The organism is Pantoea sp. DY-15 (genome assembly GCF_019795935.1).
GTDB classification, from domain to species: domain Bacteria; phylum Pseudomonadota; class Gammaproteobacteria; order Enterobacterales; family Enterobacteriaceae; genus Pantoea; species Pantoea leporis.
Window position 1 is genome coordinate 391,953 of record NZ_JAIMIF010000004.1, and the last position, 24,934, is coordinate 416,886.

The 24,934-nt window shown below is 54.3% G+C and carries 22 protein-coding genes and 1 other annotated feature; of the genes, 17 read left to right on the forward strand and 5 right to left on the reverse strand.

Annotated elements, in window-relative coordinates:
- The first annotated feature begins 21 nt into the window (after window positions 1-21).
- Entirely contained in the window at window positions 22-669 is a 648-nt protein-coding gene (gpmB, locus tag K5Y32_RS16945) for a 2,3-diphosphoglycerate-dependent phosphoglycerate mutase GpmB (protein WP_222185240.1), read from the forward strand.
- Between the two features lie 37 nt (window positions 670-706).
- Here the strand turns inward: gpmB and robA are convergent, their stop codons facing one another.
- A complete protein-coding gene (robA, locus tag K5Y32_RS16950; protein ID WP_110867499.1) occupies window positions 707-1,585 on the reverse strand; it encodes an MDR efflux pump AcrAB transcriptional activator RobA in 879 nt (292 codons plus the stop codon).
- 194 nt (window positions 1,586-1,779) lie between these two features.
- On the opposite strand from robA, the gene creA reads away from it, so the two are divergent.
- A complete protein-coding gene (creA, locus tag K5Y32_RS16955) occupies window positions 1,780-2,253 on the forward strand; it encodes a protein CreA (RefSeq protein ID WP_101762161.1) in 474 nt (157 codons plus the stop codon).
- A gap of 46 nt (window positions 2,254-2,299) precedes the next feature.
- On the opposite strand, the gene arcA is transcribed toward creA, so the two are convergent.
- Window positions 2,300-3,016 (reverse strand): two-component system response regulator ArcA, encoded by a 717-nt coding sequence (gene arcA / locus K5Y32_RS16960; protein WP_137385127.1) that lies wholly within the window; start codon window positions 3,014-3,016, stop codon window positions 2,300-2,302.
- A 589-nt stretch (window positions 3,017-3,605) separates the two neighbouring features.
- Between arcA and K5Y32_RS16965 the strand changes: the two genes are divergently transcribed.
- The 5 genes from K5Y32_RS16965 (at window position 3,606) to thrC (ending at window position 9,337) form a co-directional block, all read left to right on the forward strand.
- Entirely contained in the window at window positions 3,606-4,310 is a 705-nt protein-coding gene (locus K5Y32_RS16965) for a tRNA/rRNA methyltransferase (RefSeq protein ID WP_101762160.1), read from the forward strand.
- A gap of 189 nt (window positions 4,311-4,499) precedes the next feature.
- Window positions 4,500-4,571 (forward strand): thr operon leader peptide, encoded by a 72-nt coding sequence (thrL, locus tag K5Y32_RS25060; RefSeq protein ID WP_071531027.1) that lies wholly within the window; start codon window positions 4,500-4,502, stop codon window positions 4,569-4,571.
- Window positions 4,507-4,629, forward strand: a sequence feature (Thr leader region). Its footprint overlaps the gene before it by 65 nt.
- 26 nt (window positions 4,630-4,655) lie before the next feature.
- Window positions 4,656-7,118 carry a bifunctional aspartate kinase/homoserine dehydrogenase I gene (thrA, locus tag K5Y32_RS16975; protein ID WP_110867500.1) on the forward strand — a complete coding sequence of 821 codons (2,463 nt, stop codon included), beginning with the start codon at window positions 4,656-4,658 and terminating at the stop codon, window positions 7,116-7,118.
- Between the two features lie 2 nt (window positions 7,119-7,120).
- Window positions 7,121-8,050 carry a homoserine kinase gene (gene thrB / locus K5Y32_RS16980; protein ID WP_008108677.1) on the forward strand — a complete coding sequence of 310 codons (930 nt, stop codon included), beginning with the start codon at window positions 7,121-7,123 and terminating at the stop codon, window positions 8,048-8,050.
- Window positions 8,051-8,053: 3 nt separating this feature from the next.
- On the forward strand, window positions 8,054-9,337 hold the full coding sequence (gene thrC / locus K5Y32_RS16985; RefSeq protein WP_008108676.1) for a threonine synthase: 1,284 nt from the start codon (window positions 8,054-8,056) through the stop codon (window positions 9,335-9,337).
- Between the two features lie 204 nt (window positions 9,338-9,541).
- Here thrC and yaaA read toward each other — a convergent pair whose 3' ends face one another.
- Window positions 9,542-10,318, reverse strand: a complete 777-nt coding sequence (gene yaaA, locus K5Y32_RS16990; RefSeq protein ID WP_137385128.1) for a peroxide stress protein YaaA — start codon at window positions 10,316-10,318, stop codon at window positions 9,542-9,544.
- A 212-nt stretch (window positions 10,319-10,530) separates the two neighbouring features.
- Here yaaA and tal point away from each other — a divergent pair, with 212 nt between their 5' ends.
- The 3 genes from tal (at window position 10,531) to K5Y32_RS17005 (ending at window position 13,612) form a co-directional block, all read left to right on the forward strand.
- On the forward strand, window positions 10,531-11,484 hold the full coding sequence (tal, locus tag K5Y32_RS16995) for a transaldolase (protein WP_137385129.1): 954 nt from the start codon (window positions 10,531-10,533) through the stop codon (window positions 11,482-11,484).
- A gap of 119 nt (window positions 11,485-11,603) precedes the next feature.
- Entirely contained in the window at window positions 11,604-12,191 is a 588-nt protein-coding gene (gene mog / locus K5Y32_RS17000; RefSeq protein WP_101762156.1) for a molybdopterin adenylyltransferase, read from the forward strand.
- A 110-nt stretch (window positions 12,192-12,301) separates the two neighbouring features.
- Complete coding sequence (locus K5Y32_RS17005; RefSeq protein WP_137385130.1) at window positions 12,302-13,612, forward strand: MFS transporter; 1,311 nt, start codon at window positions 12,302-12,304, stop codon at window positions 13,610-13,612.
- 38 nt (window positions 13,613-13,650) lie between these two features.
- Here the strand turns inward: K5Y32_RS17005 and satP are convergent, their stop codons facing one another.
- The gene (satP, locus tag K5Y32_RS17010; RefSeq protein WP_101762154.1) at window positions 13,651-14,211 is read right to left on the reverse strand and encodes an acetate uptake transporter; all 561 of its coding nucleotides are present in this window, start codon (window positions 14,209-14,211) and stop codon (window positions 13,651-13,653) included.
- Between the two features lie 301 nt (window positions 14,212-14,512).
- Here satP and dnaK point away from each other — a divergent pair, with 301 nt between their 5' ends.
- The 4 genes from dnaK (at window position 14,513) to nhaR (ending at window position 20,004) form a co-directional block, all read left to right on the forward strand.
- A complete protein-coding gene (gene dnaK / locus K5Y32_RS17015) occupies window positions 14,513-16,417 on the forward strand; it encodes a molecular chaperone DnaK (RefSeq protein ID WP_101762153.1) in 1,905 nt (634 codons plus the stop codon).
- A gap of 104 nt (window positions 16,418-16,521) precedes the next feature.
- A complete protein-coding gene (dnaJ, locus tag K5Y32_RS17020) occupies window positions 16,522-17,655 on the forward strand; it encodes a molecular chaperone DnaJ (protein WP_222185242.1) in 1,134 nt (377 codons plus the stop codon).
- 232 nt (window positions 17,656-17,887) lie between these two features.
- The gene (nhaA, locus tag K5Y32_RS17025) at window positions 17,888-19,066 is read left to right on the forward strand and encodes a Na+/H+ antiporter NhaA (protein WP_222185244.1); all 1,179 of its coding nucleotides are present in this window, start codon (window positions 17,888-17,890) and stop codon (window positions 19,064-19,066) included.
- Window positions 19,067-19,101: 35 nt separating this feature from the next.
- Window positions 19,102-20,004, forward strand: a complete 903-nt coding sequence (gene nhaR, locus K5Y32_RS17030; RefSeq protein WP_222185246.1) for a transcriptional activator NhaR — start codon at window positions 19,102-19,104, stop codon at window positions 20,002-20,004.
- 53 nt (window positions 20,005-20,057) lie between these two features.
- Here nhaR and rpsT read toward each other — a convergent pair whose 3' ends face one another.
- Window positions 20,058-20,321, reverse strand: a complete 264-nt coding sequence (rpsT, locus tag K5Y32_RS17035) for a 30S ribosomal protein S20 (protein WP_036619798.1) — start codon at window positions 20,319-20,321, stop codon at window positions 20,058-20,060.
- A gap of 318 nt (window positions 20,322-20,639) precedes the next feature.
- Here rpsT and ribF point away from each other — a divergent pair, with 318 nt between their 5' ends.
- Genes ribF through lspA form a run of 3 tightly spaced genes read left to right on the forward strand, consistent with a single transcriptional unit; the run spans window position 20,640 to window position 24,931 of the window.
- Window positions 20,640-21,578: a bifunctional riboflavin kinase/FAD synthetase gene (ribF, locus tag K5Y32_RS17040; RefSeq protein WP_101762149.1), complete on the forward strand. Its 939-nt coding sequence runs from the start codon at window positions 20,640-20,642 to the stop codon at window positions 21,576-21,578.
- Between the two features lie 27 nt (window positions 21,579-21,605).
- Complete coding sequence (gene ileS / locus K5Y32_RS17045) at window positions 21,606-24,425, forward strand: isoleucine--tRNA ligase (RefSeq protein ID WP_222185247.1); 2,820 nt, start codon at window positions 21,606-21,608, stop codon at window positions 24,423-24,425.
- Window positions 24,425-24,931, forward strand: coding sequence for a signal peptidase II (lspA, locus tag K5Y32_RS17050; protein WP_101762147.1), 507 nt, complete (start codon window positions 24,425-24,427; stop codon window positions 24,929-24,931). The genes ileS and lspA overlap by 1 nt, the downstream gene beginning before the upstream one ends.
- Window positions 24,932-24,934: the final 3 nt, after the last annotated feature.

The window sequence follows — 24,934 nt, forward strand, 5'->3', positions numbered from 1 at the left end:
GCAGTATAACGGAAATTAAGCATGCTACAGGTCTATCTTGTTCGTCACGGTGAAACGGTATGGAATGCGGCTCGGCGCATTCAGGGGCAGTCTGACAGCCCGTTAACGGAAAAAGGTGAGCTGCAAGCTCAGCAAGTGGGCGAGCGGGTGAAATCGCTGGGCATTACCCACGTGATTGCTAGCGATTTGGGACGGACGCGGCGTACGGCAGAGATTATCGCCGATGCGTGTGGCTGCACCGTTACGCTCGATGCGCGTCTGCGCGAGCTCAACATGGGCTGCCTGGAACAACGTCCGCTCGATGGCTTAACCGAAGAAGAGGAAAACTGGCGGAAAACGCTGGTGGATGGCACCACCGCCGGCCGTATTCCGGGTGGCGAATCGATGGCGGAGATGGCGGCACGGATGCACGAAGCGCTGAATGCGCTGCTGGAGCTGCCTGCTGGTAGCCGTCCGCTGATTGTCAGCCACGGGATGGCGTTGGGCGTGCTGGTTAGCACCATTCTCGGTTTGCCTGCGCATGCGGAGCGTCGTTTGCGTCTGCGGAATTGCTCGATCTCGCGCGTGGATCATCAGCAGAGCGCGTGGCTGGCGGCCGGTTGGGTGGTTGAGACGGCGGGCGATGTGTCGCATCTGGATGCGCCTGCGTTAGACGAGCTTCAACGCTAAGCAGAAAAAAATGCCGTCGCGATGACGGCATTTTTTATTAGTTATTCTGTTGGCGAATCGGAATCAGGTATTCGCAGCGGATTTCCGTTGGCGGCTCGCTACGTTTTTTACCCCCGTGCGTGTAGAAACGCTCGATGTCCTGTCCCTGACGACGCACTAATCCCAGCGTTGGCATACAAGTGCCGTACAGCAGCAGGATAAATTCACCCAGCGCGCTGCGCGCACCGTTGTAGGTGAACTGTACGTAATCACCGGCTTCCACAATCACGCTCTGATTCGACTGCATGCTTTTTGCCAGCTGATCGGCAGGCACCGCAGTGGTGTAGAGAATCTCCTGCTCATCATCTTTTTCATGGCTGGCGCGCACCTGATGCAAGCCATACAGCACCGGCGGCACCGTGTCGGTTTCCAGCAGGAACTGCTTCCAGAAATGCAGGCGCATCTCATCGCGATAGCTGGAAATCTGCTCCAGCGTACAGGAGTAACTCTGCGTCTGGCCGACCAGCACCGTTTCTGGCAGCGTGACAAACTGCGCTTCCGGCATGCTGTTATTGTCGAGACGAATTGGCGGGCGAATGCCAAACGAGTTCCACTCCGATGAGCGACGATACCAGGCAGGCGTTTGGTTGAATTGCTTTTTAAACGCACGGGTAAAGGTCTGCTGCGAATCGAAGCGATATTGTAACGCTATGTCGAGGATGGGGCGGCTGGTCAGGCGAAGCGCCACCGCGGCTTTCGACAGCCGACGCGCGCGAATGTACGCACCAATCGCGTGGCTGGTTACTTCCTTGAACATCCGCTGTAGATGCCACTTGGAGTAGCCTGCTTTCTGCGCAACGTTATCTAATGAAAGCGGTTGATCCAGATGGCTCTCCAGCCAGACAAGCAAATCGCGAATGATACCGGCTTGGTCCATAAAACATCCTCATAACTCTCTGGTGGCGCAACTATGAAGTCGTCGAATAATAGCACGAAATGCACAAAAGCGTGGGGGCGGTTTGCTAATCGAGTGTGCTAAGTCAAAGCGGGTTAAAACCCTTTTAGGTTTGGTTCTCTGTTCGATTGACAGTACATTACATTCTCATCTATTCGATTGGCAATGGTAACTCAATGACAATAGCTCGTATTCTTATAATCACGTTGGCAACATATGTATTCAGTGCTGGCGTTCAGGCCGAAGAGATCGGCTCAGTTGACACGGTATTCAAGATATTTGGCCCCGATCATAAGATCGTGGTAGAAGCCTTCGATGACCCCGACGTAAAAAATGTAACCTGTTATATCAGCCGGGCAAAAACCGGCGGTATTAAAGGGGGATTAGGTTTGGCGGAAGACACGTCCGACGCGGCCATCTCCTGTCAACAGGTGGGACCGGTAGAGCTTAGCGAGAAAATCGCACAAGGCAAGGCGCAAGGTGAAGTGGTGTTCAAAAAACGCACATCACTGGTGTTTAAGAAGCTGCAGGTGGTGCGCTTCTTTGACCAGAAACGTCATGCGCTGGTGTACCTAAGCTATTCCGACAAGGTGGTGGATGGATCGCCGAAGAATGCGCTGAGCGCCGTGCCGATTATGCCGTGGCATTAATGCAGGCATAAAAAAACGCCCTCACGGGCGTTTTTTCTTTCAACGCTTAATCCTGCAGTTCGCCGCAGAAGCGGTAACCTTCGCCGTGAATGGTGGCGATGATTTCTGGCGTGTCTGGCGTGGATTCGAAATGCTTACGGATGCGGCGGATGGTGACATCCACGGTACGGTCATGCGGCTTCAGCTCGCGGCCGGTCATCTTCTTCAGCAAGTCACCACGCGTCTGGATTTTGCCAGGGTTTTCACAGAAGTGCAGCATGGCGCGGAATTCACTGCGCGGCAGCTTGTACTGGTCGCCGTTCGGACTGATCAGTGAGCGGCTGTTGATATCCAGCTCCCAACCGTTGAAGCGATAGCTTTCAACGGTACGGCGTTCTTCACTTGGCATCGCCAGATTCATGGTGCGCGACAGCAAATTGCGTGCACGAATCGTCAACTCACGCGGGTTGAACGGTTTGGTGATGTAATCATCGGCACCGATTTCCAGACCGAGGATTTTATCCACTTCATTATCACGGCCGGTAAGGAACATCAGCGCGACGTTTGCTTGCTCACGCAATTCGCGCGCCAACAGCAAACCGTTTTTACCTGGCAGGTTGATATCCATAATCACCAGATTGACGTCATTGTCCGTCAAAACCTGATGCATCTCGGCGCCGTCGGTGGCTTCATAGACCACGTAACCTTCTGCCTCAAAGATACTTTTGAGGGTGTTACGCGTGACCAGTTCGTCTTCAACGATAAGAATGTGCGGGGTCTGCATGTTTCGCTACCTAAAATTTGCCAACAAATCGAAAACAGGGCGTACGTCGGTTACGCTAATGTGCTGCAACCGGTATACGAAATAATCTTCGGAATACACCATCCATCTACGTCAACTTCAGTGTTAGCTCAGCCAGTCAGGATGGATATTCGCACGCCCCGAGGATCTCGGACAGGCGCTCATCCTAACCGTATTAACAGCAACCTAACAGCACCAACAACAACCGATAAGCATAAAAACAACGCTTCGTTGACTTATATCAAATGCAAGTGTAGCACGTTAACACTTTTATGAAAAACTTCTCCAGGATTGCTAGTTTAGCTCACAAAATGCAGCATTTTTGCTACATTTCGTCCTTATATAACCAAAACTAAAACACGCAGGAAATTATATTTCAATGATATGAAAGAAAAGGGTTTTATATTCAATAGGTCCGATAATTTTGCTTATGCCCGCTAATTTCCACTACAGCTGGATTTATCCCTCTTTTAACATCGTTAACATCTTATTTTCTCCTCTAGCCGCAGTTGGTATTTTCTCTCCTGCATGCCAACATAATGCGAGTTGTTAACAGTTCGATGGAAAAATCATGCATTTCCCCTTAATCCTTGTCTCTCCCGCTCGTCCGGAAAATATCGGTGCGGCTGCTCGCGCTATGAAAACCATGGGATTTAGCGAGCTGCGCATTGTCGCCAGCGATGCCTGGCAAGATCCCGCAGCACGTCGAGTGGCGCACGGCGCCGGTGAGATCCTCGATAACGTCAAAACCTACGCCACGCTGAGCGAGGCGCTAAAGGATGTCGATTTTTCCGTAGCGACCACCGCACGTAGCCGCGCGAAATTCCGCTATTACGCTACGCCCAGCCAGGTTGAAAACATCCTGCAGGAGAAGCGCCAATGGCTGAGCCGCATCGCGTTGGTGTTTGGCCGTGAAGACAGCGGCTTAACCAATGAAGAGCTGGAGCAGGTCGATCTATTAACCGGTATTCCGATGGCCAATGATTATCCGTCGCTGAATCTCGGTCAGGCGGTGATGGTGTATTGCTATCAGCTGTCGGCGCTCAATCAGATTGCGGCTGAGACCGCAGAAGTGGCGAATGAGCAGCAGTTGCAGGCATTGCGCCAGCGCTTTCATCAGTTACTGGTCAAGCTGGATGTGAGTGATGACGTTAAAATGGCGGACTGGATCGATCAGCGTATCGGCCTGCTGGAACAGCGTGACAGCGCCATGCTGCATCGTTTGTTACACGACGTAGAAAAAAAACTTATAGATAATTGCTCGGATAAATCCTGAGATGCTAGTGACTGATGCGGCAATCCGCCGCATCTCCTGAACGATCGCGATAATTTTTGCCTCAGCAAGCGCAGCACTGCGCAACGCCAGGGACGGCGCGGCTAAGACAAATTCGTTGACTTAACGTGCGCTTTGCTTTACTTCTGGAAGGCAGACGGACAAGACAAAGACAGACAGAAAAAAATCTAAATGCGTAAACTCAGCCTGAACACCACAATTATTATTACCACCACCATTACCACAGGTAACGGTGCGGGCTGACGCATACAGGAAAAACAAAAAAAAAAGCCCGCACCTAAACAGTGCGGGCTTTTTTTTCGGCAAAAATTCAGGAGAGCTTCAAATATGCGAGTGCTGAAATTCGGCGGAACCTCAGTAGCCAATGCGGAACGTTTTCTCCGTGTGGCGGATATTCTGGAAAGCAATGCACAACAGGGACAGGTTGCGACCGTACTCTCTGCACCAGCAAAAATTACCAATCATCTGGTGGCGATGATTGAGAAAACCATCAGCGGCCTGGACACGTTGCCGAATATCAGCGATGCCGAACGTATTTTTGCCGATCTGTTGCAAGGCTTGCGTGATGCGCAGCCGGGCTTTGATTATGACGGACTGAAAACCCGCGTTGAACTGGAATTTGCACAGCTGAAACAAGTGCTGCACGGCATCAGCTTGCTGGGCCAATGTCCGGACGCTGTGAATGCCGCCATCATCTGCCGTGGCGAAAAGCTGTCGATTGCTATTATGGAAGCGCTGCTGCAGGCGCGCGGCCACAAAGTTACCGTTATCGATCCGGTGGAGAAGTTGCTGGCGATTGGTCATTACCTTGAATCCACCGTTGATATCGCCGAATCCACGCGTCGCATCGCCGCCAGCCAGATCCCAGCCGATCACTTTATCCTGATGGCCGGTTTCACCGCCGGGAACGAGAAAGGTGAACTGGTGGTGCTGGGCCGCAACGGTTCTGATTACTCCGCTGCGGTGTTGGCTGCGTGTTTGCGCGCTGATTGCTGTGAAATCTGGACCGATGTTGACGGTGTGTATACCTGCGACCCGCGTCAGGTGCCCGATGCGCGCTTACTGAAATCGATGTCGTATCAGGAAGCAATGGAGCTTTCCTACTTCGGCGCCAAAGTCTTACATCCGCGTACCATCGCGCCCATCGCCCAGTTCCAGATTCCTTGCCTGATCAAAAATACCGCTAATCCGCAAGCGCCGGGCACCTTAATTGGTGGCGAAGGCGAGCTGGATGAAAATCCGGTGAAAGGTATCACCAACCTGAATAACATGGCGATGTTCAACGTGTCAGGTCCGGGTATGAAAGGCATGGTCGGCATGGCGGCGCGCGTTTTCGCCGCGATGTCACGCACCGGCATCTCCGTGGTGCTGATCACCCAATCCTCTTCGGAATACAGCATCAGCTTCTGCGTACCGCAAAGCGAGCAGGCGCGTGCGCGTCGCGTGCTGGAGGAGGAGTTCTATCTGGAGTTGAAAGATGGCTTACTCGATCCGCTGGACGTGCTGGAACAGCTGGCGGTGATCTCGGTGGTCGGTGATGGCATGCGTACGCTGCGCGGCATCTCGGCTAAATTCTTCTCGGCGCTGGCGCGAGCCAACATCAATATCGTGGCGATTGCGCAGGGCTCGTCTGAGCGTTCCATCTCGGTGGTAGTGAGCAACGATGAAGTCACCACCGGCGTGCGTGTGGTGCATCAGATGCTGTTCGCTACCGACCAGGTCATTGAAGTGTTCGTGGTCGGCGTTGGCGGTGTGGGCGCAGCGTTGCTGGATCAGCTGCATCGCCAGCAGACGTGGCTGAAACAGAAGCACATCGATCTGCGCGTGTGCGGCATCGCTAACTCGCGGGCGCTGTTGACCAACGTACACGGTATCGATCTCAGCAACTGGAAGGCAGAACTGAACGAAGCCAAAGAGCCGTTCAATCTTGGTCGACTGATGCGTTTGGTGAAAGAGTATCATCTGCTAAACCCGGTGATCGTCGATTGTACCTCCAGCCAGGCGGTTGCCGATCAGTATGCCGATTTCCTTGCCGAAGGTTTCCATGTCGTCACGCCGAACAAAAAGGCCAACACGTCGTCGTGGAATTATTACCAGCAGATGCGTGCAGCGGCAGCAAAATCGCGCCGTAAGTTCCTGTACGACACCAACGTTGGTGCCGGTTTACCGGTGATCGAAAACCTGCAAAACCTGATGAATGCCGGGGATGAACTGATCAAATTTTCCGGTATTCTCTCTGGCTCGCTCTCTTTTATCTTCGGCAAGCTTGATGAGGGCGTTTCGCTGTCGGAAGCGACCAAAATGGCGCGTGAGATGGGCTTTACCGAGCCGGATCCACGTGACGATCTTTCTGGCACCGATGTGGCGCGTAAGCTACTGATTCTGGCGCGTGAAGCGGGGCATCAGCTGGAGCTTAGCGATATCGATATCGAACCGCTGCTGCCCGCCAGCCTGACGGAGATCGCCGACGTGGAGCAGTTTATGCAACGTCTGCCGGAGCTGGATAACGCCTTTGCCGCGCGCGTTGCCAAAGCGCGTGACGAAGGTAAAGTATTACGCTTCGTCGGCGCGATAGAAGAGGGTGGCGTCTGCAAAGTGAAGATTGACGCGGTGGACGGCAACGATCCTCTGTACAAAGTGAAGAACGGTGAGAATGCGCTGGCATTCTACAGCCGCTACTATCAGCCAATCCCGCTGGTTCTGCGTGGATATGGTGCAGGGAATGATGTCACAGCAGCGGGCGTGTTTGCTGACCTGCTGCGTACGCTGTCGTGGAAGTTGGGAGTTTGATGATGGTAAAAATTTATGCACCGGCCTCGATAGGTAACGTCAGCGTCGGCTTTGATGTGCTTGGCGCGGCGGTTTCACCGGTGGATGGCACCTTGCTGGGTGACTGCGTTTCCGTGGAAGCCGCCGACAGCTTTAGCCTGGTGAACTCCGGGCGTTTTGTCAGCAAACTGCCGACCAATCCGCAGGAGAACATCGTTTATCAGTGCTGGGAGCGTTTTTGCCAGGCGATTGGTAAACAAGTTCCGGTGGCGATGACGCTGGAAAAGAATATGCCGATTGGTTCCGGACTCGGCTCAAGCGCCTGTTCGGTGGTTGCCGGTTTGATGGCGATGAACGAATTCTGCGGCAAACCGCTCAATGACACCGAACTGCTGGCGCTGATGGGCGAGCTGGAAGGGCGTATTTCCGGCAGCGTACACTTTGATAACGTTGCGCCGTGCTTCCTTGGCGGCGTGCAACTGATGATTGAAGAGAACGGCATCATCAGTCAGGACGTGCCGTGCTTTGACGAATGGCTGTGGGTGATGGCGTATCCGGGGATTAAAGTCTCCACCGCCGAAGCGCGCGCCATTCTGCCGGCACAGTACCGCAAAGAGGATGCCATCAAGCATGGTCGCCTGCTGGCAGGCTTTATTCACGCTTGTCATACGCGGCAGCCTGGGCTGGCGGCTAAACTTATGCAGGATGTTATCGCCGAGCCGTATCGCACCAAACTGCTGCCAGGCTTCGCCGATGCGCGTAAAGCGGCGCAGGATATTGGCGCGCTGGCGTGCGGCATTTCGGGTTCCGGCCCGACACTTTTCGCCGTTTGCAACGAGATGGCAACGGCACAGCGGATGGCGGACTGGCTAAGCCAGCACTATCTGCAGAATGAAGAAGGTTTCGTCCACATCTGCCGTCTTGATACGGCTGGCGCACGTAAATTGGGATAACGCATGAAACTCTACAACCTTAAGGATCATAACGAGCAGGTTAGTTTTGCTCAGGCCGTTAAACAGGGCCTCGGCTCGCAGCAAGGGCTGTTTTTCCCGCTCGAACTGCCGGAATTCGAACTGACCGATATCGATGCCATGCTGGAGATGGATTTCGTCAGCCGCAGCAGCAAAATTCTCTCTGCCTACATTGGCGATGAAATTGCGGCGCATCAGCTGGCCGAGCGCGTGAAAAACGCCTTTGCTTTCCCGGCGCCGGTGGCGAAGGTCAGCGATGATGTGGCTTGCCTCGAGCTGTTCCACGGTCCAACGCTGGCGTTCAAAGACTTTGGCGGCCGCTTTATGGCGCAAATGCTTTCCTATGTGAGCGGTGCGGATGAGCAGATCACCATTCTGACCGCCACGTCCGGCGATACCGGTGCCGCCGTGGCGCATGCCTTCTACGGCATGGAAAACGTGCGCGTAGTGATTCTCTATCCGCAGGGTAAAATCAGCCCGCTGCAGGAGAAACTGTTCTGTACGCTGGGCGGCAACATCGAAACCATCGCGGTTGAAGGCGATTTCGATGCGTGTCAGGCGTTGGTGAAACAGGCGTTTGATGATGAAGAGCTGAAAAAGGCGATTGGCCTGAACTCGGCGAACTCCATCAACATCAGCCGTCTGCTGGCGCAGATTTGCTACTACTTCGAAGCGGTAGCGCAGCTGCCACAAGAGAAGCGTAATCAGCTGGTGGTGTCGGTGCCGAGCGGTAACTTCGGTGACTTAACGGCTGGCCTGCTGGCGAAATCATTGGGTCTGCCGATCAAGCGCTTTATCGCTGCGACCAATGCGAACGATACCGTGCCGCGTTTCCTCGGCAACGGCGCATGGCAGCCAAACGCCACGGTAGCAACGCTGTCGAACGCCATGGATGTCAGCCAGCCGAACAACTGGCCGCGCGTGGAAGAGCTGTTCCGCCGCAAAACCTGGCGTTTGACCGATCTGGCGTACGGCGCGGTAACCGATGAAACCACCAAATCCACCATGCGCGAGCTGGCGGAGATTGGCTACATCTCTGAACCGCATGCGGCGATTGCTTACCGTTTGCTGCGCGACAACCTGCAGGAGGGCGAATATGGCCTGTTCCTCGGGACTGCGCATCCGGCGAAGTTCAAAGAGAGCGTGGATGAGATTCTGGGTCAGGATCTGCCGCTGCCAAAAGAGCTGGCCGAGCGCGCCGATTTGCCGCTGCTGTCGCACAACCTGAAAGGCGATTTCGCGGAGCTGCGGGCGTTTTTGTTGAAGTAAGTGCTGACTGGGGTAAGTGCTCGCTGTCCCCCATCCCGGCCTTCCCCCGCTAGCGGGGAAAGGAGACGCTGCCACATGCAGCTTCATCACTGACATATGGCAGCATCTTCCTCCCCCATTTATGGGGGAGGACCGAGGAGGGGGGCAGCGAGCACGAACCGAGGAGGGGGGCAGCGAGCACAATCCATTGCAGCGCTTGCTGAACTATTTCTGCTCGCGGCGCTTAAACACCAGTTCGTTCTCGCTGCTTTCTGCACCGTCCAGAAAATATCCATCCACATCGAACTTCTTCAGCTGCGCAGGGTTGGTCAGGCGGTTCTGAATCACATAGCGGCTCATCAAACCGCGCGCTTTCTTGGCGTAAAAGCTGATGACTTTAAATTTGCCATTCTTCTCATCGAGGAACACCGGCTTGATCAACTCGGCGTTGAGTTTCTTCGGCTTGATGGCTTTGAAATACTCATCGGATGCCAGATTGATCAGCACGTCATCGCCTTGCTCAGCAATCGCCTCGTTTAACTTCTCAGTCAGCAAATCGCCCCAGAAGCCGTAAAGATCTTTCCCGGCCGGATTCGCCAGCTTGATGCCCATCTCCAGGCGATAAGGCTGCATCAAATCGAGTGGGCGCAGCAGGCCGTAAAGACCCGACAACATGCGCAGGTGCTGCTGGGCAAAGTCAAAATCGTCGTCGCTAAAGGTTTCGGCCTGCAAACCGGTATACACATCACCTTTGAACGCCAGAATCGCCTGACGTGCATTCTCCAGCGAGAAGGGCGGCTGCCATTGGTTAAAACGATCGGCATTCAGGTGCGCCAGCTTGTCGCTAATGCCCATCAGTGAGCTGATTTGCGCCGGTGAAAGATCGCGCGCAACGTCAATTAATTGGTGTGATTTTTCTAACAGCGCCGGTTGGGTAAAGCGTTGTGTCGCCAGCGGGCTTTCATAGTCCAGTGTCTTCGCTGGTGAGATAACCATCAGCATCGTGTACGTCCTCTTTGACCCGCAGGTTTATCAGGGAATTGAAGGGAAAATGTCGCAAGGAGTGTAGCAAAAAAGCGGCATGGATCGGCAAATCGCTCCCATTTGTTAGCGCTATCGTAAAGGGCACTTCGTGGTGTTGCGCCGTCACTTGTGCGTGATATTATCGCAACAGCCTTTTACACCCTGACAGTCAACCTAAGAGAAAGAGAACCATGACGGACAAACTTACTTCCTTGCGTCAGCTGACTACTGTGGTCGCCGACACCGGTGATATCGCGGCGATGAAACTTTACCAGCCGCAGGACGCGACCACGAACCCTTCTTTGATTCTCAACGCCGCTCAAATCCCTGAATACCGCAAACTGATTGACGAAGCCATTACCTGGGCACGTCAGCAGAGCAGCAACAAAGAAGATCAGCTGGCGCTGGTTTCTGACAAGCTGGCCGTCAACATTGGTCTGGAAATTCTCAAACTGATCCCTGGTCGCATCTCGACTGAAGTCGATGCGCGCCTCTCTTACGACACTGAAGCGAGCATCGCTAAAGCGCGTAGCCTGATCAAACTGTACAACGATGCGGGCATCAGCAATGACCGTATCCTGATCAAACTGGCGTCAACCTGGCAGGGCATTCGTGCTGCTGAGCAGCTGGAAAAAGAAGGTATCAACTGTAACCTGACGCTGCTGTTCTCCTTCGCGCAGGCGCGTGCCTGTGCCGAAGCGGGCGTGTTCCTGATCTCTCCATTCGTTGGCCGTATCCTCGACTGGTACAAGCAGAACACCGATAAGAAAGAGTATGCCGCCCACGAAGATCCAGGCGTGGTGTCTGTGGCTGAAATCTACAGCTACTACAAGCAGCACGGTTATGAAACCGTGGTAATGGGCGCAAGCTTCCGTAACGTTGGTGAAATCATTGAGCTGGCTGGCTGCGACCGTCTGACCATCTCTCCGGGCCTGCTGAAAGAGCTGGCTGAGAGCGAAGGCACCGTTGAGCGTAAACTGAGCTACACCGGCGAAGTGAAAGCGCGTCCAGCGAAGATGACCGAAGCGGAGTTCTTCTGGCAGCACAACCAGGATCCAATGGCCGTTACCAAACTGGCTGAAGGTATCCGCAACTTTGCCATCGATCAGGGCAAACTTGAGAAGATGATCGCCGAGCTGCTGTAAGGTGATTGACCGTGGCGGCAACCGCTGCCACGGTTTTACGTTTTTCCCCCGCTTCTTGTATTATCCTTCTAACTACTCACGTCATTTGCTGCCATGCAGCTAACCACAGCGATAACTCTATGGATACTTTACGAATTGGATTAATTTCCGTTTCCGATCGTGCTGCTAACGGCATCTATCAGGATCAGGGCATTCCGGCGTTAGAGAGCTGGCTCACCGCCGCGCTGGCTACGCCGTTTGAAATTGAAACGCGTCTGGTGCCGGATGAGCAGCCAATGATTGAGCAGGCGATTTGCGAGCTGGTCGATGAGCTGTTCTGCAATTTGGTCCTCACCACCGGCGGCACCGGACCGGCGCGGCGTGATGTGACGCCAGATGCCACATTGGCGGTTGCCGACCGTGAAATGCCGGGCTTCGGCGAGCAGATGCGCCAAATTAGCCTGCAATTTGTGCCGACCGCTATTTTGTCTCGCCAGGTTGGCGTGATCCGCAAGCAGTCGCTGATCCTCAATCTGCCGGGCCAGCCAAAATCCATTAAAGAGACGCTGGAAGGGCTGAAAGCGGAAGATGGAACGGTAAAGGTGCCGGGGATTTTTGCCGCTGTACCTTATTGTTTACAGCTACTGGAAGGGCCGTATGTGGAAACTCATGCCGATGTGGTAGCAGCTTTTCGCCCCAAAAGCGCCCGTCGTGAGACAAATGACTAAAAATCGGCATTTTCAGGCATAAAATCCAGCGGCACTGGTGTGGCAAAATATTTACGGTATAGTAATTCAATCTTTACATAAGTTTTTTTGCCTCTGGATACCGCTGGATTATGGATACGCACGCAACGCGCCGACTCAACGGGCAGGATTACAAAACCCTGTCGCTGGCGGCCCTTGGTGGGGCGCTGGAATTCTACGACTTCATTATCTTCGTCTTCTTTGCCGCCGTGATTGGCGAACTGTTCTTCCCGCCTGACATTCCTGAATGGTTGCGTCAGGTGCAGACTTTCGCCATCTTTGCTGCGGGTTATCTGGCGCGTCCGTTAGGCGGCATTATCATGGCGCACTTTGGTGACAAAGTGGGGCGTAAGAAGATGTTCAGCCTCAGTATTCTGCTGATGGCGCTGCCGACGTTGGCGATGGGCGCATTGCCCACTTATGCCAGCATTGGCATCGCTGCGCCGTTATTGATGCTGCTAATGCGCGTGCTGCAAGGCGCGGCTATCGGCGGTGAAGTGCCTGGCGCGTGGGTGTTTGTCGCCGAACATGTGCCTGAAAAACGCATTGGTTTTGCCTGCGGCACGCTGACCGCAGGCTTAACCGCAGGGATTCTGCTCGGTTCGCTGGTGGCAACGGTGCTGAACACCACGCTGTCACCGGCTGCGATGCGCGATCATGGCTGGCGCATTCCTTTCTTCCTCGGCGGTGTGTTTGGCTTGCTGGCGATGTATCTGCGTCGCTGGCTGCATGAAACCCCGGTGTTCCAGCAGATGCAGCAGCGTAAAGCGCTGGCAGAAAAAATGCCGCTGCAAACCATTTTCGCCAGCCATAAGCGCGGCATCGTAATTTCGATGCTGCTCACCTGGCTTCTGTCGGCCTGCATTGTGGTGGTGATTTTGATGGCGCCGACGCTGATGCAAAAACAGCATGGCATTCCCGCCGCGCTCAGTCTGCAGGCCAACAGCTTCGCCACCATTATGCTGCTGCTGGGTTGTGTTATCGCCGGATGGCTGGTGGATCGCTTCGGCGCGGCGCGTTCGCTGATGGTCGGTTCAATACTGCTGGCGATCGGCAGCTGGAACTTCTTCCATCAGTTAAGTAGCACGCCGGAAATGCTGTTTGTTTGGTACGGTTTAGCGGGCCTGAGCGTGGGGGTCGTCGGTGTAGTGCCGTTTGTGATGGTGCGCGCATTCCCGGCGGCGGTGCGCTTTACCGGCATCTCATTCTCGTACAATGTTGCTTACGCGATTTTCGGTGGTCTGACGCCGATTAGCGTAACGCTGATGATGAGCCTGACGCCAATGGCGCCTGCCTGGTATGTGCTGGCGCTGGCGATAATTGGCTTTATGGTGGGAATCTGGCTGTGGCGCGATAGCCGTCAGCAGTATGCGCAGTTAGATATGTCGCTGCACTCATCATAATGCAAAAAGCGGAGCCAAACAGCTCCGCTTTTCATTTGTCACTCGCCAATCGGCAATACCGTACGACCAAACTTCTCGTTCAGCACTTCGCCCATCGCCAGATAGAACGCACTCGAACCGCAAATAATGCCAATCCAGCCGGCAACGCGCAGCAACCCCGCGTTGTCGGTCAGGTGGCCGATAGCCAGCAGCGCAAACAGCAGCGTCAGGCTGGCGAAGATGAACTGCAGCATTTTCGGTGACTTCAGCGTGCCGAAAAATAGGAATGCAGTGAACACGCCCCACAGCGCGAGATACGCGCCAAGGAAGTGGCCGTCGGCCGCCTCTGCCAGCCCCAGTTTTGGCAGCAGTAGAATCGCTACCAACGTTAACCAGAAGCTGCCGTAAGAGGTAAAGGCGGTCAGCCCGAAGGTGTTGCCTTTCTTATATTCCAGCAGCCCGGCAAAAATTTGCGCGATGCCGCCGTAGAAAATCCCCATCGCCAGGATGATCACATCCATCGCAAACAGGCCGGTGTTGTGTAAGTTGAGCAGGATGGTGGTCATACCGAATCCCATCAGGCCCAACGGGGCGGGATTCGCCAGCGTGGTATTGCTCATAATTCCTCAGAAGCAGCGTTGAAGATGTTGTTCGTGTTTTACACCCGCGCAAACCGCTGGGGGCGCGAGGCGCTGCATAATAAGCGGCCTCTTTTTGCCCAACTTTGATCTGAATCGACGAGAGAATGAAATTTTTTTTAGTTTTAACCCTTGATGCGCATCGAACCGGCCCCATTTACTTGTCATCGAGCGTTGTGAGGCAGCAAAAAAAAGCCTGCTTCAGCAGTTGAAAGTGGTCAGTTTGACCGCATCTCTGTTTCACAACCCAAATTGGCAAAGAATTTAAGTAGGAGACGTTTAGATGGGTAAGATTATTGGTATTGACTTGGGTACAACCAACTCATGTGTTGCAGTTATGGATGGTGGTAAAGCACGCGTACTGGAAAACGCCGAAGGCGATCGCACCACGCCGTCGATCATTGCGTATGCACAAGATGGCGAAACTCTGGTGGGTCAACCGGCTAAACGTCAGTCTGTGACCAACCCGCAGAACACCCTGTTTGCGATCAAGCGCCTGATTGGCCGTCGCTTCCAGGACGAAGAAGTACAGCGTGATATTAAAATTATGCCGTACAAAATCATCGGCGCAGATAACGGCGACGCATGGCTGGACGTAAAAGGCCAGAAAATGGCACCGCCGCAGATCTCGGCTGAAGTGCTGAAAAAGATGAAGAAAACCGCGGAAGATTTCCTCGGTGAAGCCGTCACCGAAGCGGTTATTACCGTTCCAGCTTACTTCAACGATGCGCAGCGTCAGGCGACCAAAGACGCCGGCCGTATCGCGGGTCTGGAAGTAAAACGTATCATCAACGAACCAACCGCAGCTGCACTGGCTTACGGCCTGGATAAAGGTCAGGGCAACCGCACCATCGCGGTATACGACCTGGGCGGCGGTACTTTCGATATCTCAATCATTGAGATCGACGACGTTGATGGCGAGAAAACCTTTGAAGTTCTGGCAACCAACGGTGATACCCACCTGGGTGGTGAAGACTTCGATAGCCGTCTGATTAACTATCTGGTGGCTGAATTTAAGAAAGATCAGGGCATCGATCTGCACAACGATCCGCTGGCCATGCAGCGTCTGAAAGAAGCGGCAGAGAAAGCCAAGATCGAGCTGTCTTCAGCACAGCAGACCGACGTTAACCTGCCTTACATCACGGCGGATGCGACCGGTCCTAAGCACCTGAACATCAAAGTAACACGTGCGAAACTGGAATCACTGGTTGAAGACTTGGTTTCTCGCTCTATCGAGCCGTTGAAAGTAGCTCTGCAGGATGCGGGTCTGTCTGTTTCAGACATCAACGACGTGATCCTGGTGGGCGGTCAAACGCGTATGCCAATGGTTCAGGCCAAAGTGACTGAGTTCTTTGGTAAAGAGCCACGTAAAGATGTGAACCCGGATGAAGCGGTAGCCGTGGGTGCTGCGGTTCAGGGCGGCGTGTTGGCGGGTGAAGTGAAAGACGTTCTGCTGCTGGACGTGACTCCGCTGTCGCTGGGTATCGAAACCATGGGCGGCGTGATGACTTCGCTGATCAGCAAGAACACCACCATCCCAACCAAGCACAGCCAGGTGTTCTCTACCGCTGAAGATAACCAGTCTGCCGTGACGATTCACGTGCTGCAGGGTGAGCGTAAGCGTTCAGGTGATAACAAATCCCTGGGCCAGTTCAACCTCGACGGTATCCAGGCTGCACCGCGCGGTATGCCGCAGATCGAAGTCACCTTCGATATCGATGCGGATGGTATTCTGCACGTGTCTGCGAAAGACAAAAACAGCGGTAAAGAGCAGAAGATCACCATCAAGGCCTCTTCTGGTCTGAATGAAGAAGAGATCGAAAAAATGGTGCGTGACGCGGAAGCGAACGCCGAGTCTGACCGCAAGTTCGAAGAGCTGGTTCAGACCCGTAACCAGGGCGATCAGATTTCGCACAGCACCCGTAAGCAGCTGGACGAAGCGGGCGACAAACTGTCTGCTGACGACAAAGCGCCAATCGAAGCTGCGTTGACCGAGCTGAACACCGCGCTGAAAGGCGAAGACAAAGCAGAAATCGAAGCCAAAATGCAGGCATTGATGGAAGTGTCCAGCAAACTGATGGAGCTGGCACAGCAGCAGGGTCAGGCAGCTGATGCAGGCGATGCTTCTGCACAGAAAGAAGACGACGTTGTCGACGCTGAGTTCGAAGAAGTTAAAGACAAAAAATAATTGCCCCTGACCGGGCGCGACAGCTGGCCTGACAGCCGTTGAAACCAGCACGGGCGTAGGAGATCTCTCCACGCCCGTGCGATCATGTTAAGGGCAGAACAAATATGGCTAAGAGTGATTTATACGAGATCTTAGGCGTCTCTAAATCCGCAGATGAGCGTGAAATCAAAAAGGCTTATAAGCGCCTGGCGATGAAATACCATCCGGACCGTAATCCGGACAATAAAGAAGCCGAAGCGAAGTTTAAAGAAATTAAGGAAGCCTACGAAATTCTGACCGACGCACAGAAGCGTGCGGCCTACGACCAATATGGTCACGCAGCCTTTGAACAAGGCGGCATGGGCGGCGGTGGTGGCTTCGGCGGCGGCGGTGCTGACTTCAGCGATATCTTTGGCGACGTATTTGGCGATATCTTTGGTGGTGGCCGCCGTCAGCGTGCCGCTCGTGGCGCCGATTTACGCTACAACATGGAGCTAACGCTGGAAGAAGCGGTACGCGGCGTGACCAAAGAGATCCGCATTCCAACACTGGAAGAGTGCGATGTCTGCCACGGCAGCGGCGCGAAAGCGGGGACTAAACCGCAGACCTGTCATACCTGTCACGGCGCAGGCCAGGTGCAGATGCGTCAGGGCTTCTTCACCGTGCAGCAGGCGTGTCCGACCTGTCACGGTCGCGGTTCAGTGATCAAAGATCCGTGCAATGCTTGTCATGGTCACGGTCGCGTTGAGCGCAGTAAAACCCTGTCGGTGAAAATTCCAGCAGGCGTGGATACCGGCGATCGCATTCGTCTGACCGGCGAAGGTGAAGCGGGCGAACACGGCGCACCAGCGGGCGATCTGTACGTTCAGGTTTCGGTGAAAAAACACCCGATCTTTGAGCGTGAAGACAACAACCTGTATTGCGAAGTGCCGATTAACTTCGCGATGGCAGCATTGGGCGGCGAGATTGAAGTGCCGACGCTTGATGGCCGTGTGAACCTGAAAGTGCCTTCTGAAACGCAAACCGGCAAGCTGTTCCGCATGCGCGGTAAAGGCGTGAAATCGGTGCGTGGCGGTGCGGTAGGCGATTTGCTGTGTCGTGTGGTGGTGGAAACGCCAGTCAGCCTCAACGACAAACAGAAAGCGCTGCTGCGTGAACTGGAAGAGAGCTTTGGTGGCCCGAGCGGCGAGAAAAACAGCCCGCGCTCTAAAAGCTTCCTCGACGGCGTGAAAAAGTTCTTTGACGATTTAACACGTTAATCCCGTCTGACATCCCTAATGAAGCGGAGAGGAAACTCTCCGCTTTTTTTATGTTTTCCCGCCAACGCGTCGCTCCTGATATAAGCTCAATTCTGCCCATCATTTGATTTGCGCTAAAACGCCAACCAATATCGTCGGTATTATCGAGTGTTTACTGAGAAATAAGCTGCTTTTAACGAGGTGTTCGAATCGCTACACTTCTCAGCCAAAATGTCTCTACTCAGGAGGAGTTGTGAACAAACCCCGTTCTCTTCGAAGCTTACTGAAAAGCTTTATTGCCAGCGATGCCAGCAACGGCATGGTGCTGATTCTGGCGGCCGTCGCGGCAATGATTTTGGCTAACAGCGCGGAAACCGCTCAAGCTTATCAATCGTTTCTCGCCGAGCCGGTGCAGATTCGCTTCGGTGCATTAGACATCAGCAAAAACCTGCTGCTGTGGATCAACGATGCCATGATGGCGCTGTTTTTCCTGTTAATTGGTTTGGAAGTAAAACGTGAACTGATCACCGGTGAACTCGCCAGCCGCGATCGCGCCATTTTCCCGGTGATTGCGGCAATTGGCGGCATGGTTATGCCGGGACTGATTTTCCTGCTGCTTAATTATGGCGATCCTATTGCGCGTAACGGCTGGGCAATTCCTACTGCTACTGATATCGCCTTTGCTTTGGGCGTGCTGGCGCTGCTGGGCAGCCGCGTGCCAACCGCGCTGAAAGTGTTCCTGATGGCGCTGGCGATTATTGATGATCTCGGCGCTATCGTGATTATCGCGCTGTTCTACACCAGCGATCTCTCGGTGTTGTCATTGAGCGTGGCGGCGGGTGCGATTGTGCTACTGGCGATTCTCAATCGCTGCGGCGTGCGTAACATTGCCATCTATATGTTAGTCGGCATTGTGCTGTGGACGGCGGTGCTCAAATCGGGCGTGCACGCGACGCTGGCGGGCGTGATTGTTGGCTTCTTCGTGCCGCTGGAAGAGAAGAACGGCCACTCTCCGGCCGAGCATCTGGCGCATGGTTTAATGCCGTGGGTTAACTGGCTGATTCTGCCGCTGTTCGCCTTTGCCAACGCCGGCATCTCGCTAAGCGGTATTACCTTTATGGATACGCTGTCGCCAGAGCCGCTGGGCATCATTCTCGGCTTGCTGATTGGTAAACCGTTAGGCATCACGCTGTTCTGCTGGCTGGCGGTGAAGTGGCGGCTGGCGGTGTTGCCGGCGGGCACCACGATACGCGATATCATGGCGATTGGTGTGCTGTGCGGTATCGGCTTCACCATGTCGATCTTTATCAGTTCGCTGGCGTTTGATGCCGCTCATGAGCAACTGGTGACCTTCTCCAAACTGGGGATTCTCAGTGGCTCGCTGCTCTCAGCGGTGATTGGTTACACGCTGCTGCGCATCAAATTGCGTTAAAAGAGGAAGGAGGCGAAAGCCTCCTTTTTTTGCCGATGAATCAGCTCAACTTTAATCATCTCTACTATTTCTGGCAGGTGTGTAAAACCGGTTCGGTGGTGCGCGCGGCGGATGTGCTGTGTCTGGCGCCACAAACGGTTACCGGCCAGATTAAATTGCTGGAAGAGCAACTCGGCGGCGTGCTGTTTCGTCGTCAGGGACGCGGTTTGGTGCCGACGGAACTCGGTCAGTTGGTGTTTCGCTATGCCGATCGCATGTTCATGCTGAGTCAGGAGATGCTCGATATCGTTAACTACCGCAAAGAGTCGCATCTGCTGTTTGATGTTGGCGTAGCGGATGCCTTGTCTAAGCAACTGGTGAGCAAGGTGCTGCAGGCTGCGGTGGTGGCTGAAGAGGGAATCCATCTGCGCTGCTTTGAATCAACGCACGAGATGCTGCTGGAACAGTTAAGCCAGCACAAGTTGGATATGATTCTTTCCGATTGCCCTATTGATTCGACTCAGCAGGAAGGGCTGTTTTCGGTCAAGCTGGGCGAGTGTCCGATCAGCTTCTGGTGCAACACACCGTTACCGACGCTGCCGTTTCCTGCCAGCCTGGAAGAGCGGCGTTTGCTGATTCCGGGGCGTCGCTCGATGCTGGGTCGCAAACTGCTGAACTGGATTCACAGCCAGGGATTGCAGGTGGAGATTCTGGGCGAGTTTGATGATGCGGCATTAATGAAAGCTTTTGGTGCGCTGAACAACGCGATATTTGTGGCTCCGACGCTGTATGGCGACGAGATTTACCGGGATGACGCCATCAAAGAGATTGGGCGGTTGGATGCGGTGATGGAGGAGTATCACGTGATCTTTGCCGAACGGATGATTCAGCATCCGGCGGTACAGCGGATCTGTCATCGCGACTTTAGTGCGCTGTTTACTCCTGAATTGCAGGCATAAAAAAACCGGCTAAGCGCCGGTTCTTTTTTACAAAGCGATTAACAGACGGGCGATTAAGCCAGTTTGTTGATCTGAGCAGTCAGGTTTGCTTTATGACGTGCAGCTTTGTTTTTGTGGATCAGGCCTTTAGCAGCCTGACGGTCCACGAGTGGTTGCATTTCGTTGAATGCGTTCTGCGCAGCAGCTTTGTCGCCTGTTGCGATAGCCGCGTATACTTTCTTGATGAAAGTACGCATCATTGAACGGTTGCTTGCGTTATGCTTGCGACGTTTCTCAGATGTTACGGCGCGTTTCTTAGCTGATTTGATATTAGCCAAGGTCCAACTCCCAAATGTGATCTATATGGACAAATCAAAGGCCGAGGACTATGCCTTTTGCGCCTTCTTATGTCAATGGATTTGTGCAAATAAGCGTCGTTTTAAAAACAACACTCGATTACGTAATTGATGGCGCAGGATTCTACCAGCAACGCGGCGTTGAATACAGTATTTCGCAGCAAAAATCTTCAGATCCTTGCTAAGCAATTGCCCACGCGTGGAATAAGCCGCTCCAGAAGCAGGAAAGGCACGTATACGGGTTAACCTAAACGCCATTCAAGGGTATAATCCGCCGATTTCCACCGGTTTGAGTCAGCCATGAAGTTTATCCGCGGTATTTATAATCTGAAAGAGCAGCATCGCGGCTGCGTCCTGACCATTGGCAATTTCGACGGCGTACATCGCGGCCACCAGGCTTTGATGGCGCAGCTGATTGCCGAAGGACGAAAACGCAATCTGCCGGTGGTGGTGATGGTATTTGAGCCACAACCGCTTGAGCTGTTTGCCGGCGACAAAGCCCCGGCGCGCCTTACGCGTTTGCGTGAAAAGCTGAAGTACCTCGAACAAGCGGGTGTTGATGCCGTACTCTGCGTACGTTTTGATCGTCGCTTCGCTGCGCATTCGGCGCAGAGTTTTATTTCCGAATTGCTGGTAGACAAGCTCAACGTCAAGTTCCTGGCCGTCGGCGATGATTTCCGCTTCGGCGCTGGTCGCCAAGGGGATTTCCTGTTATTACAGAAAGCCGGTGCGGAGTATGGCTTTGAGGTTATCAGCACCCAGACTTATTGTGACAGCGGCAAGCGCATCAGCAGTACCGCCGTTCGTCAGGCGCTGGCGCAGGATGATTTTGCGCAAGCCGAAGCGCTGCTTGGCCATCCGTTCAGCATCTCAGGCCGCGTAGTGCACGGCGATGCACTCGGGCGCACTATCGGTTTCCCAACGGCTAATCTCCCTTTGCGTCGCACCGTTACGCCGGTTAAAGGCGTGTTTGCGGTGGCAGTGTTGGGCCTTGGCGATCAGCCGCTGCCCGGCGTGGCCAATATTGGTACGCGCCCAACGGTAAAAGGTTTACGTCAGCAGCTTGAAGTTCATCTGCTCGACACACATATGAATCTCTATGGGCGTCACATTGAAGTGGTGCTGAAACAGAAGATTCGCGATGAACAGCGTTTCGCTTCGCTGGACGCGCTGAAAGAACAAATTGCGAAAGATGTGGTGACAGCCCGCCAATTCTTTGGGCTAAAAACACCGGTTTAATGACCGAAATACGGAATCGAGAATCTGATGAGTGACTATAAATCTACCCTGAATTTGCCGGAAACGGGGTTCCCGATGCGTGGCGATCTGGCCAAGCGTGAACCGGGAATGCTGCAACGTTGGTATGATGACAACCTGTACGGCATCATCCGCGAAGCCAAAAAAGGGAAAAAAACCTTTATTTTGCATGATGGCCCTCCTTATGCGAACGGCAGCATTCATATTGGTCACTCAGTTAACAAGATTCTGAAAGACATTATCGTTAAGTCGAAAGGCATGGCGGGCTACGACTCGCCGTACGTTCCAGGTTGGGACTGCCACGGCTTGCCGATTGAGCACAAAGTTGAGCAGATGATTGGTAAGCCGGGCGAGAAAGTGAGCGCGGCTGAATTCCGTGCCGCTTGCCGCCAATACGCGGCGGAGCAGGTTGAAGGCCAGAAAAATGACTTCATCCGTCTCGGCGTGCTCGGTGACTGGGATCGTCCTTATCTGACGATGAACTTCCAGACCGAAGCCAACATCATTCGTGCGCTGGGTAAAATCATCGGCAACGGCCATCTGCACAAAGGCGCGAAGCCGGTGCACTGGTGCATGGATTGCCGCTCGGCGCTGGCTGAAGCGGAAGTTGAGTATTACGACAAAACCTCGCCATCCATCGACGTGATGTTCAATGCCGTTGATGCCGATGCGGTGCGCGCGAAGTTTGGCGTCGCCGCGTCAGAAGGCCCGGTTTCACTGGTGATCTGGACCACCACGCCGTGGACCATGCCAGCCAACCGCGGTATCTCGCTGCATCCGGAATTTGAATACCAGCTGCTGCAGATCGACGGTCGCAGCCTGATTCTCGCCAAAGAGATGGTTGAGAGCGTGATGAAGCGCGCGGGCATCAGCGACTGGACTGTGCTGGGCGAATGCAACGGCGCGGCGCTGGAGCTGCAGCTGTTCCAGCATCCGTTCCTCGAGCAGATCCAATCGAAAGTGGTTCTGGGTGAGCACGTGACGCTGGAAGCCGGTACCGGTGCGGTACACACCGCGCCGGGCCACGGCCCGGATGACTATGTTATCGGTCAGAAATACGGTCTGGAAACCGCCAATCCGGTGGGGCCGGATGGCGCGTATCTGCCAGGCACCTACCCTACGCTTGATGGCGTAAACGTCTTTAAAGCCAACGACATGATCGTTGAGCTGCTGAAAGAGAAGGGTGCGCTGCTGCACGTTGAGAAACTGCTGCACAGCTACCCGCACTGCTGGCGTCACAAAACGCCAATTATCTTCCGTGCCACGCCACAATGGTTCATTAGCATGGACCAGAAAGGCCTGCGTGCGCAGTCGCTGAAAGAGATCAAAGGCGTGCAGTGGATCCCGGATTGGGGCCAGGCGCGTATCGAAGCGATGGTAGCGAACCGCCCGGACTGGTGTATCTCACGTCAGCGTACGTGGGGTGTGCCGATGGCGCTGTTCGTGCATAAAGAGAGCGAGCAGCTGCATCCGGATACGCTGGAGCTGATGGAGAAAGTCGCGAAACGGGTTGAGCAGGACGGCATCCAGGCGTGGTGGGATCTCGATCCGCGCGACCTGATGGGCGACGACGCTGACCACTACGTCAAAGTGCCAGACACCTTAGACGTCTGGTTCGACTCTGGATCTACCAGCTACTCAGTGGTGGATGCGCGTCCTGAATTCGGCGGCCATACGCCAGATATGTACCTGGAAGGTTCGGATCAGCATCGCGGCTGGTTCATGTCTTCTCTGATGATCTCCACCGCGATGAAAGGCAAAGCGCCTTATCGTCAGGTACTGACGCACGGTTTCACCGTGGATGGTCAGGGCCGCAAGATGTCGAAATCGATCGGCAACACCGTGGCGCCGCAGGATGTCATGGATAAGCTGGGCGCGGATATTTTGCGTCTGTGGGTCGCTTCTACCGATTATTCCGGTGAGATGGCGGTCTCCGACGAAATCCTGAAGCGTGCCGCAGACAGCTATCGTCGTATCCGTAACACCGCGCGTTTCCTGCTGGCTAACCTTGCTGGCTTCAACCCGGCGACAGATTGCGTCAAGCCGGAAGAGATGGTGGTGGTGGATCGCTGGGCAGTTGGCCGTGCGCTGGCAGCGCAGCAGGATATCGTGCACTCCTACGAAAACTACGATTTCCACGAAGTGGTGCAGCGTCTGATGCACTTCTGCTCGATCGAAATGGGCTCGTTCTATCTCGATGTGATCAAAGATCGTCAGTACACCGCGAAAGGCGACAGCCTGGCGCGTCGCAGCTGCCAAACCGCGTTGTGGCACATCGTTGAAGCGCTGGTGCGCTGGATGGCGCCAATCATGTCCTTCACCGCAGACGAAATCTGGGGCTACCTGCCGGGCGAGCGCGCGAAATACGTGTTCACCGAAGAGTGGTATCAGGATCTGTTTGGTCTGGCGGATAACGAAGCGCTGAACGACGCCTATTGGGATGATGTGCTGAAAGTGCGCGGTGAAGTAAACAAGGTCATCGAGCAAGCGCGTAGCGACAAACGCATCGGCGGTGCGCTGGAAGCGACGGTGACGCTGTATGCGGATGCCGAGCTGGCAGCCAAGCTGCAGGCGCTGGGCGATGAGCTGCGTTTCGTGCTGTTAACTTCAGGCGCGACCGTGGCGGATTACGCCACTGCCAACGATGAAGCGCAGCAGAGCGAGCTGTTCAAAGGTCTGAAAATCGCGCTGCACAAAGCAGAAGGCGAGAAATGTCCGCGCTGCTGGCATTACACTACTGACGTTGGCCAGAATCCGGAGCATGCTGCGGTGTGTGGTCGTTGCTACACCAACGTCGCCGGCAATGGCGAACAACGGAAATTTGCCTGATGAGTAAAGCGCTCTCTTCAACCGGTTTGCGCTGGCTTTGGCTGGTGCTAGTGGTGATTGCCATCGATTTTGGCAGCAAGATGTGGGTAATCAACAACATGATGCTGCATGAAACGCAGCCGCTGATGCCGTTCCTGAACCTGTTCTACGCACATAATTATGGCGCGGCGTTCAGCTTCCTGGCCGACAAAGGCGGCTGGCAGCGCTGGTTCTTCGCCGGCATCGCCATTGCTATCGTGGTGGCGCTGTTGGTGATGATGTATCGCAACGCTGCCAGCAACAAATTAACCAATATTGCCTACGCGCTGATTATCGGCGGGGCGTTGGGTAACCTGTTTGACCGTTCATATCACGGCTTTGTGGTCGATTTTATCGACTTTTATGTCGGTGACTGGCACTTCGCGACCTTTAACATCGCCGACTGTGCCATCTGCATCGGCGCGGCGCTGGTGGTGCTGGAAGGTTTTCTCAGCCCGAACGGCAAACCGGCTAAACAGAAAGGGTAACTG

Bases quoted from the DNA above. Each gene is read 5' to 3' on its own strand.
- tal (WP_137385129.1), top strand. From the start codon at position 10,531: ATGACGGACAAACTTACTTCCTTGCGTCAGCTGACTACTGTGGTCGCC.
- creA (WP_101762161.1), top strand. From the start codon at position 1,780: ATGACAATAGCTCGTATTCTTATAATCACGTTGGCAACATATGTATTC.
- gpmB (WP_222185240.1), top strand. From the start codon at position 22: ATGCTACAGGTCTATCTTGTTCGTCACGGTGAAACGGTATGGAATGCG.
- K5Y32_RS16965 (WP_101762160.1), top strand. From the start codon at position 3,606: ATGCATTTCCCCTTAATCCTTGTCTCTCCCGCTCGTCCGGAAAATATC.
- thrA (WP_110867500.1), top strand. From the start codon at position 4,656: ATGCGAGTGCTGAAATTCGGCGGAACCTCAGTAGCCAATGCGGAACGT.
- ileS (WP_222185247.1), top strand. From the start codon at position 21,606: ATGAGTGACTATAAATCTACCCTGAATTTGCCGGAAACGGGGTTCCCG.
- satP (WP_101762154.1), bottom strand. From the start codon at position 14,211: ATGAGCAATACCACGCTGGCGAATCCCGCCCCGTTGGGCCTGATGGGA.
- mog (WP_101762156.1), top strand. From the start codon at position 11,604: ATGGATACTTTACGAATTGGATTAATTTCCGTTTCCGATCGTGCTGCT.
- yaaA (WP_137385128.1), bottom strand. From the start codon at position 10,318: ATGCTGATGGTTATCTCACCAGCGAAGACACTGGACTATGAAAGCCCG.
- thrB (WP_008108677.1), top strand. From the start codon at position 7,121: ATGGTAAAAATTTATGCACCGGCCTCGATAGGTAACGTCAGCGTCGGC.
- arcA (WP_137385127.1), bottom strand. From the start codon at position 3,016: ATGCAGACCCCGCACATTCTTATCGTTGAAGACGAACTGGTCACGCGT.
- lspA (WP_101762147.1), top strand. From the start codon at position 24,425: ATGAGTAAAGCGCTCTCTTCAACCGGTTTGCGCTGGCTTTGGCTGGTG.
- dnaK (WP_101762153.1), top strand. From the start codon at position 14,513: ATGGGTAAGATTATTGGTATTGACTTGGGTACAACCAACTCATGTGTT.
- robA (WP_110867499.1), bottom strand. From the start codon at position 1,585: ATGGACCAAGCCGGTATCATTCGCGATTTGCTTGTCTGGCTGGAGAGC.
- thrC (WP_008108676.1), top strand. From the start codon at position 8,054: ATGAAACTCTACAACCTTAAGGATCATAACGAGCAGGTTAGTTTTGCT.
- ribF (WP_101762149.1), top strand. From the start codon at position 20,640: ATGAAGTTTATCCGCGGTATTTATAATCTGAAAGAGCAGCATCGCGGC.
- nhaR (WP_222185246.1), top strand. From the start codon at position 19,102: ATGAATCAGCTCAACTTTAATCATCTCTACTATTTCTGGCAGGTGTGT.
- dnaJ (WP_222185242.1), top strand. From the start codon at position 16,522: ATGGCTAAGAGTGATTTATACGAGATCTTAGGCGTCTCTAAATCCGCA.
- K5Y32_RS17005 (WP_137385130.1), top strand. From the start codon at position 12,302: ATGGATACGCACGCAACGCGCCGACTCAACGGGCAGGATTACAAAACC.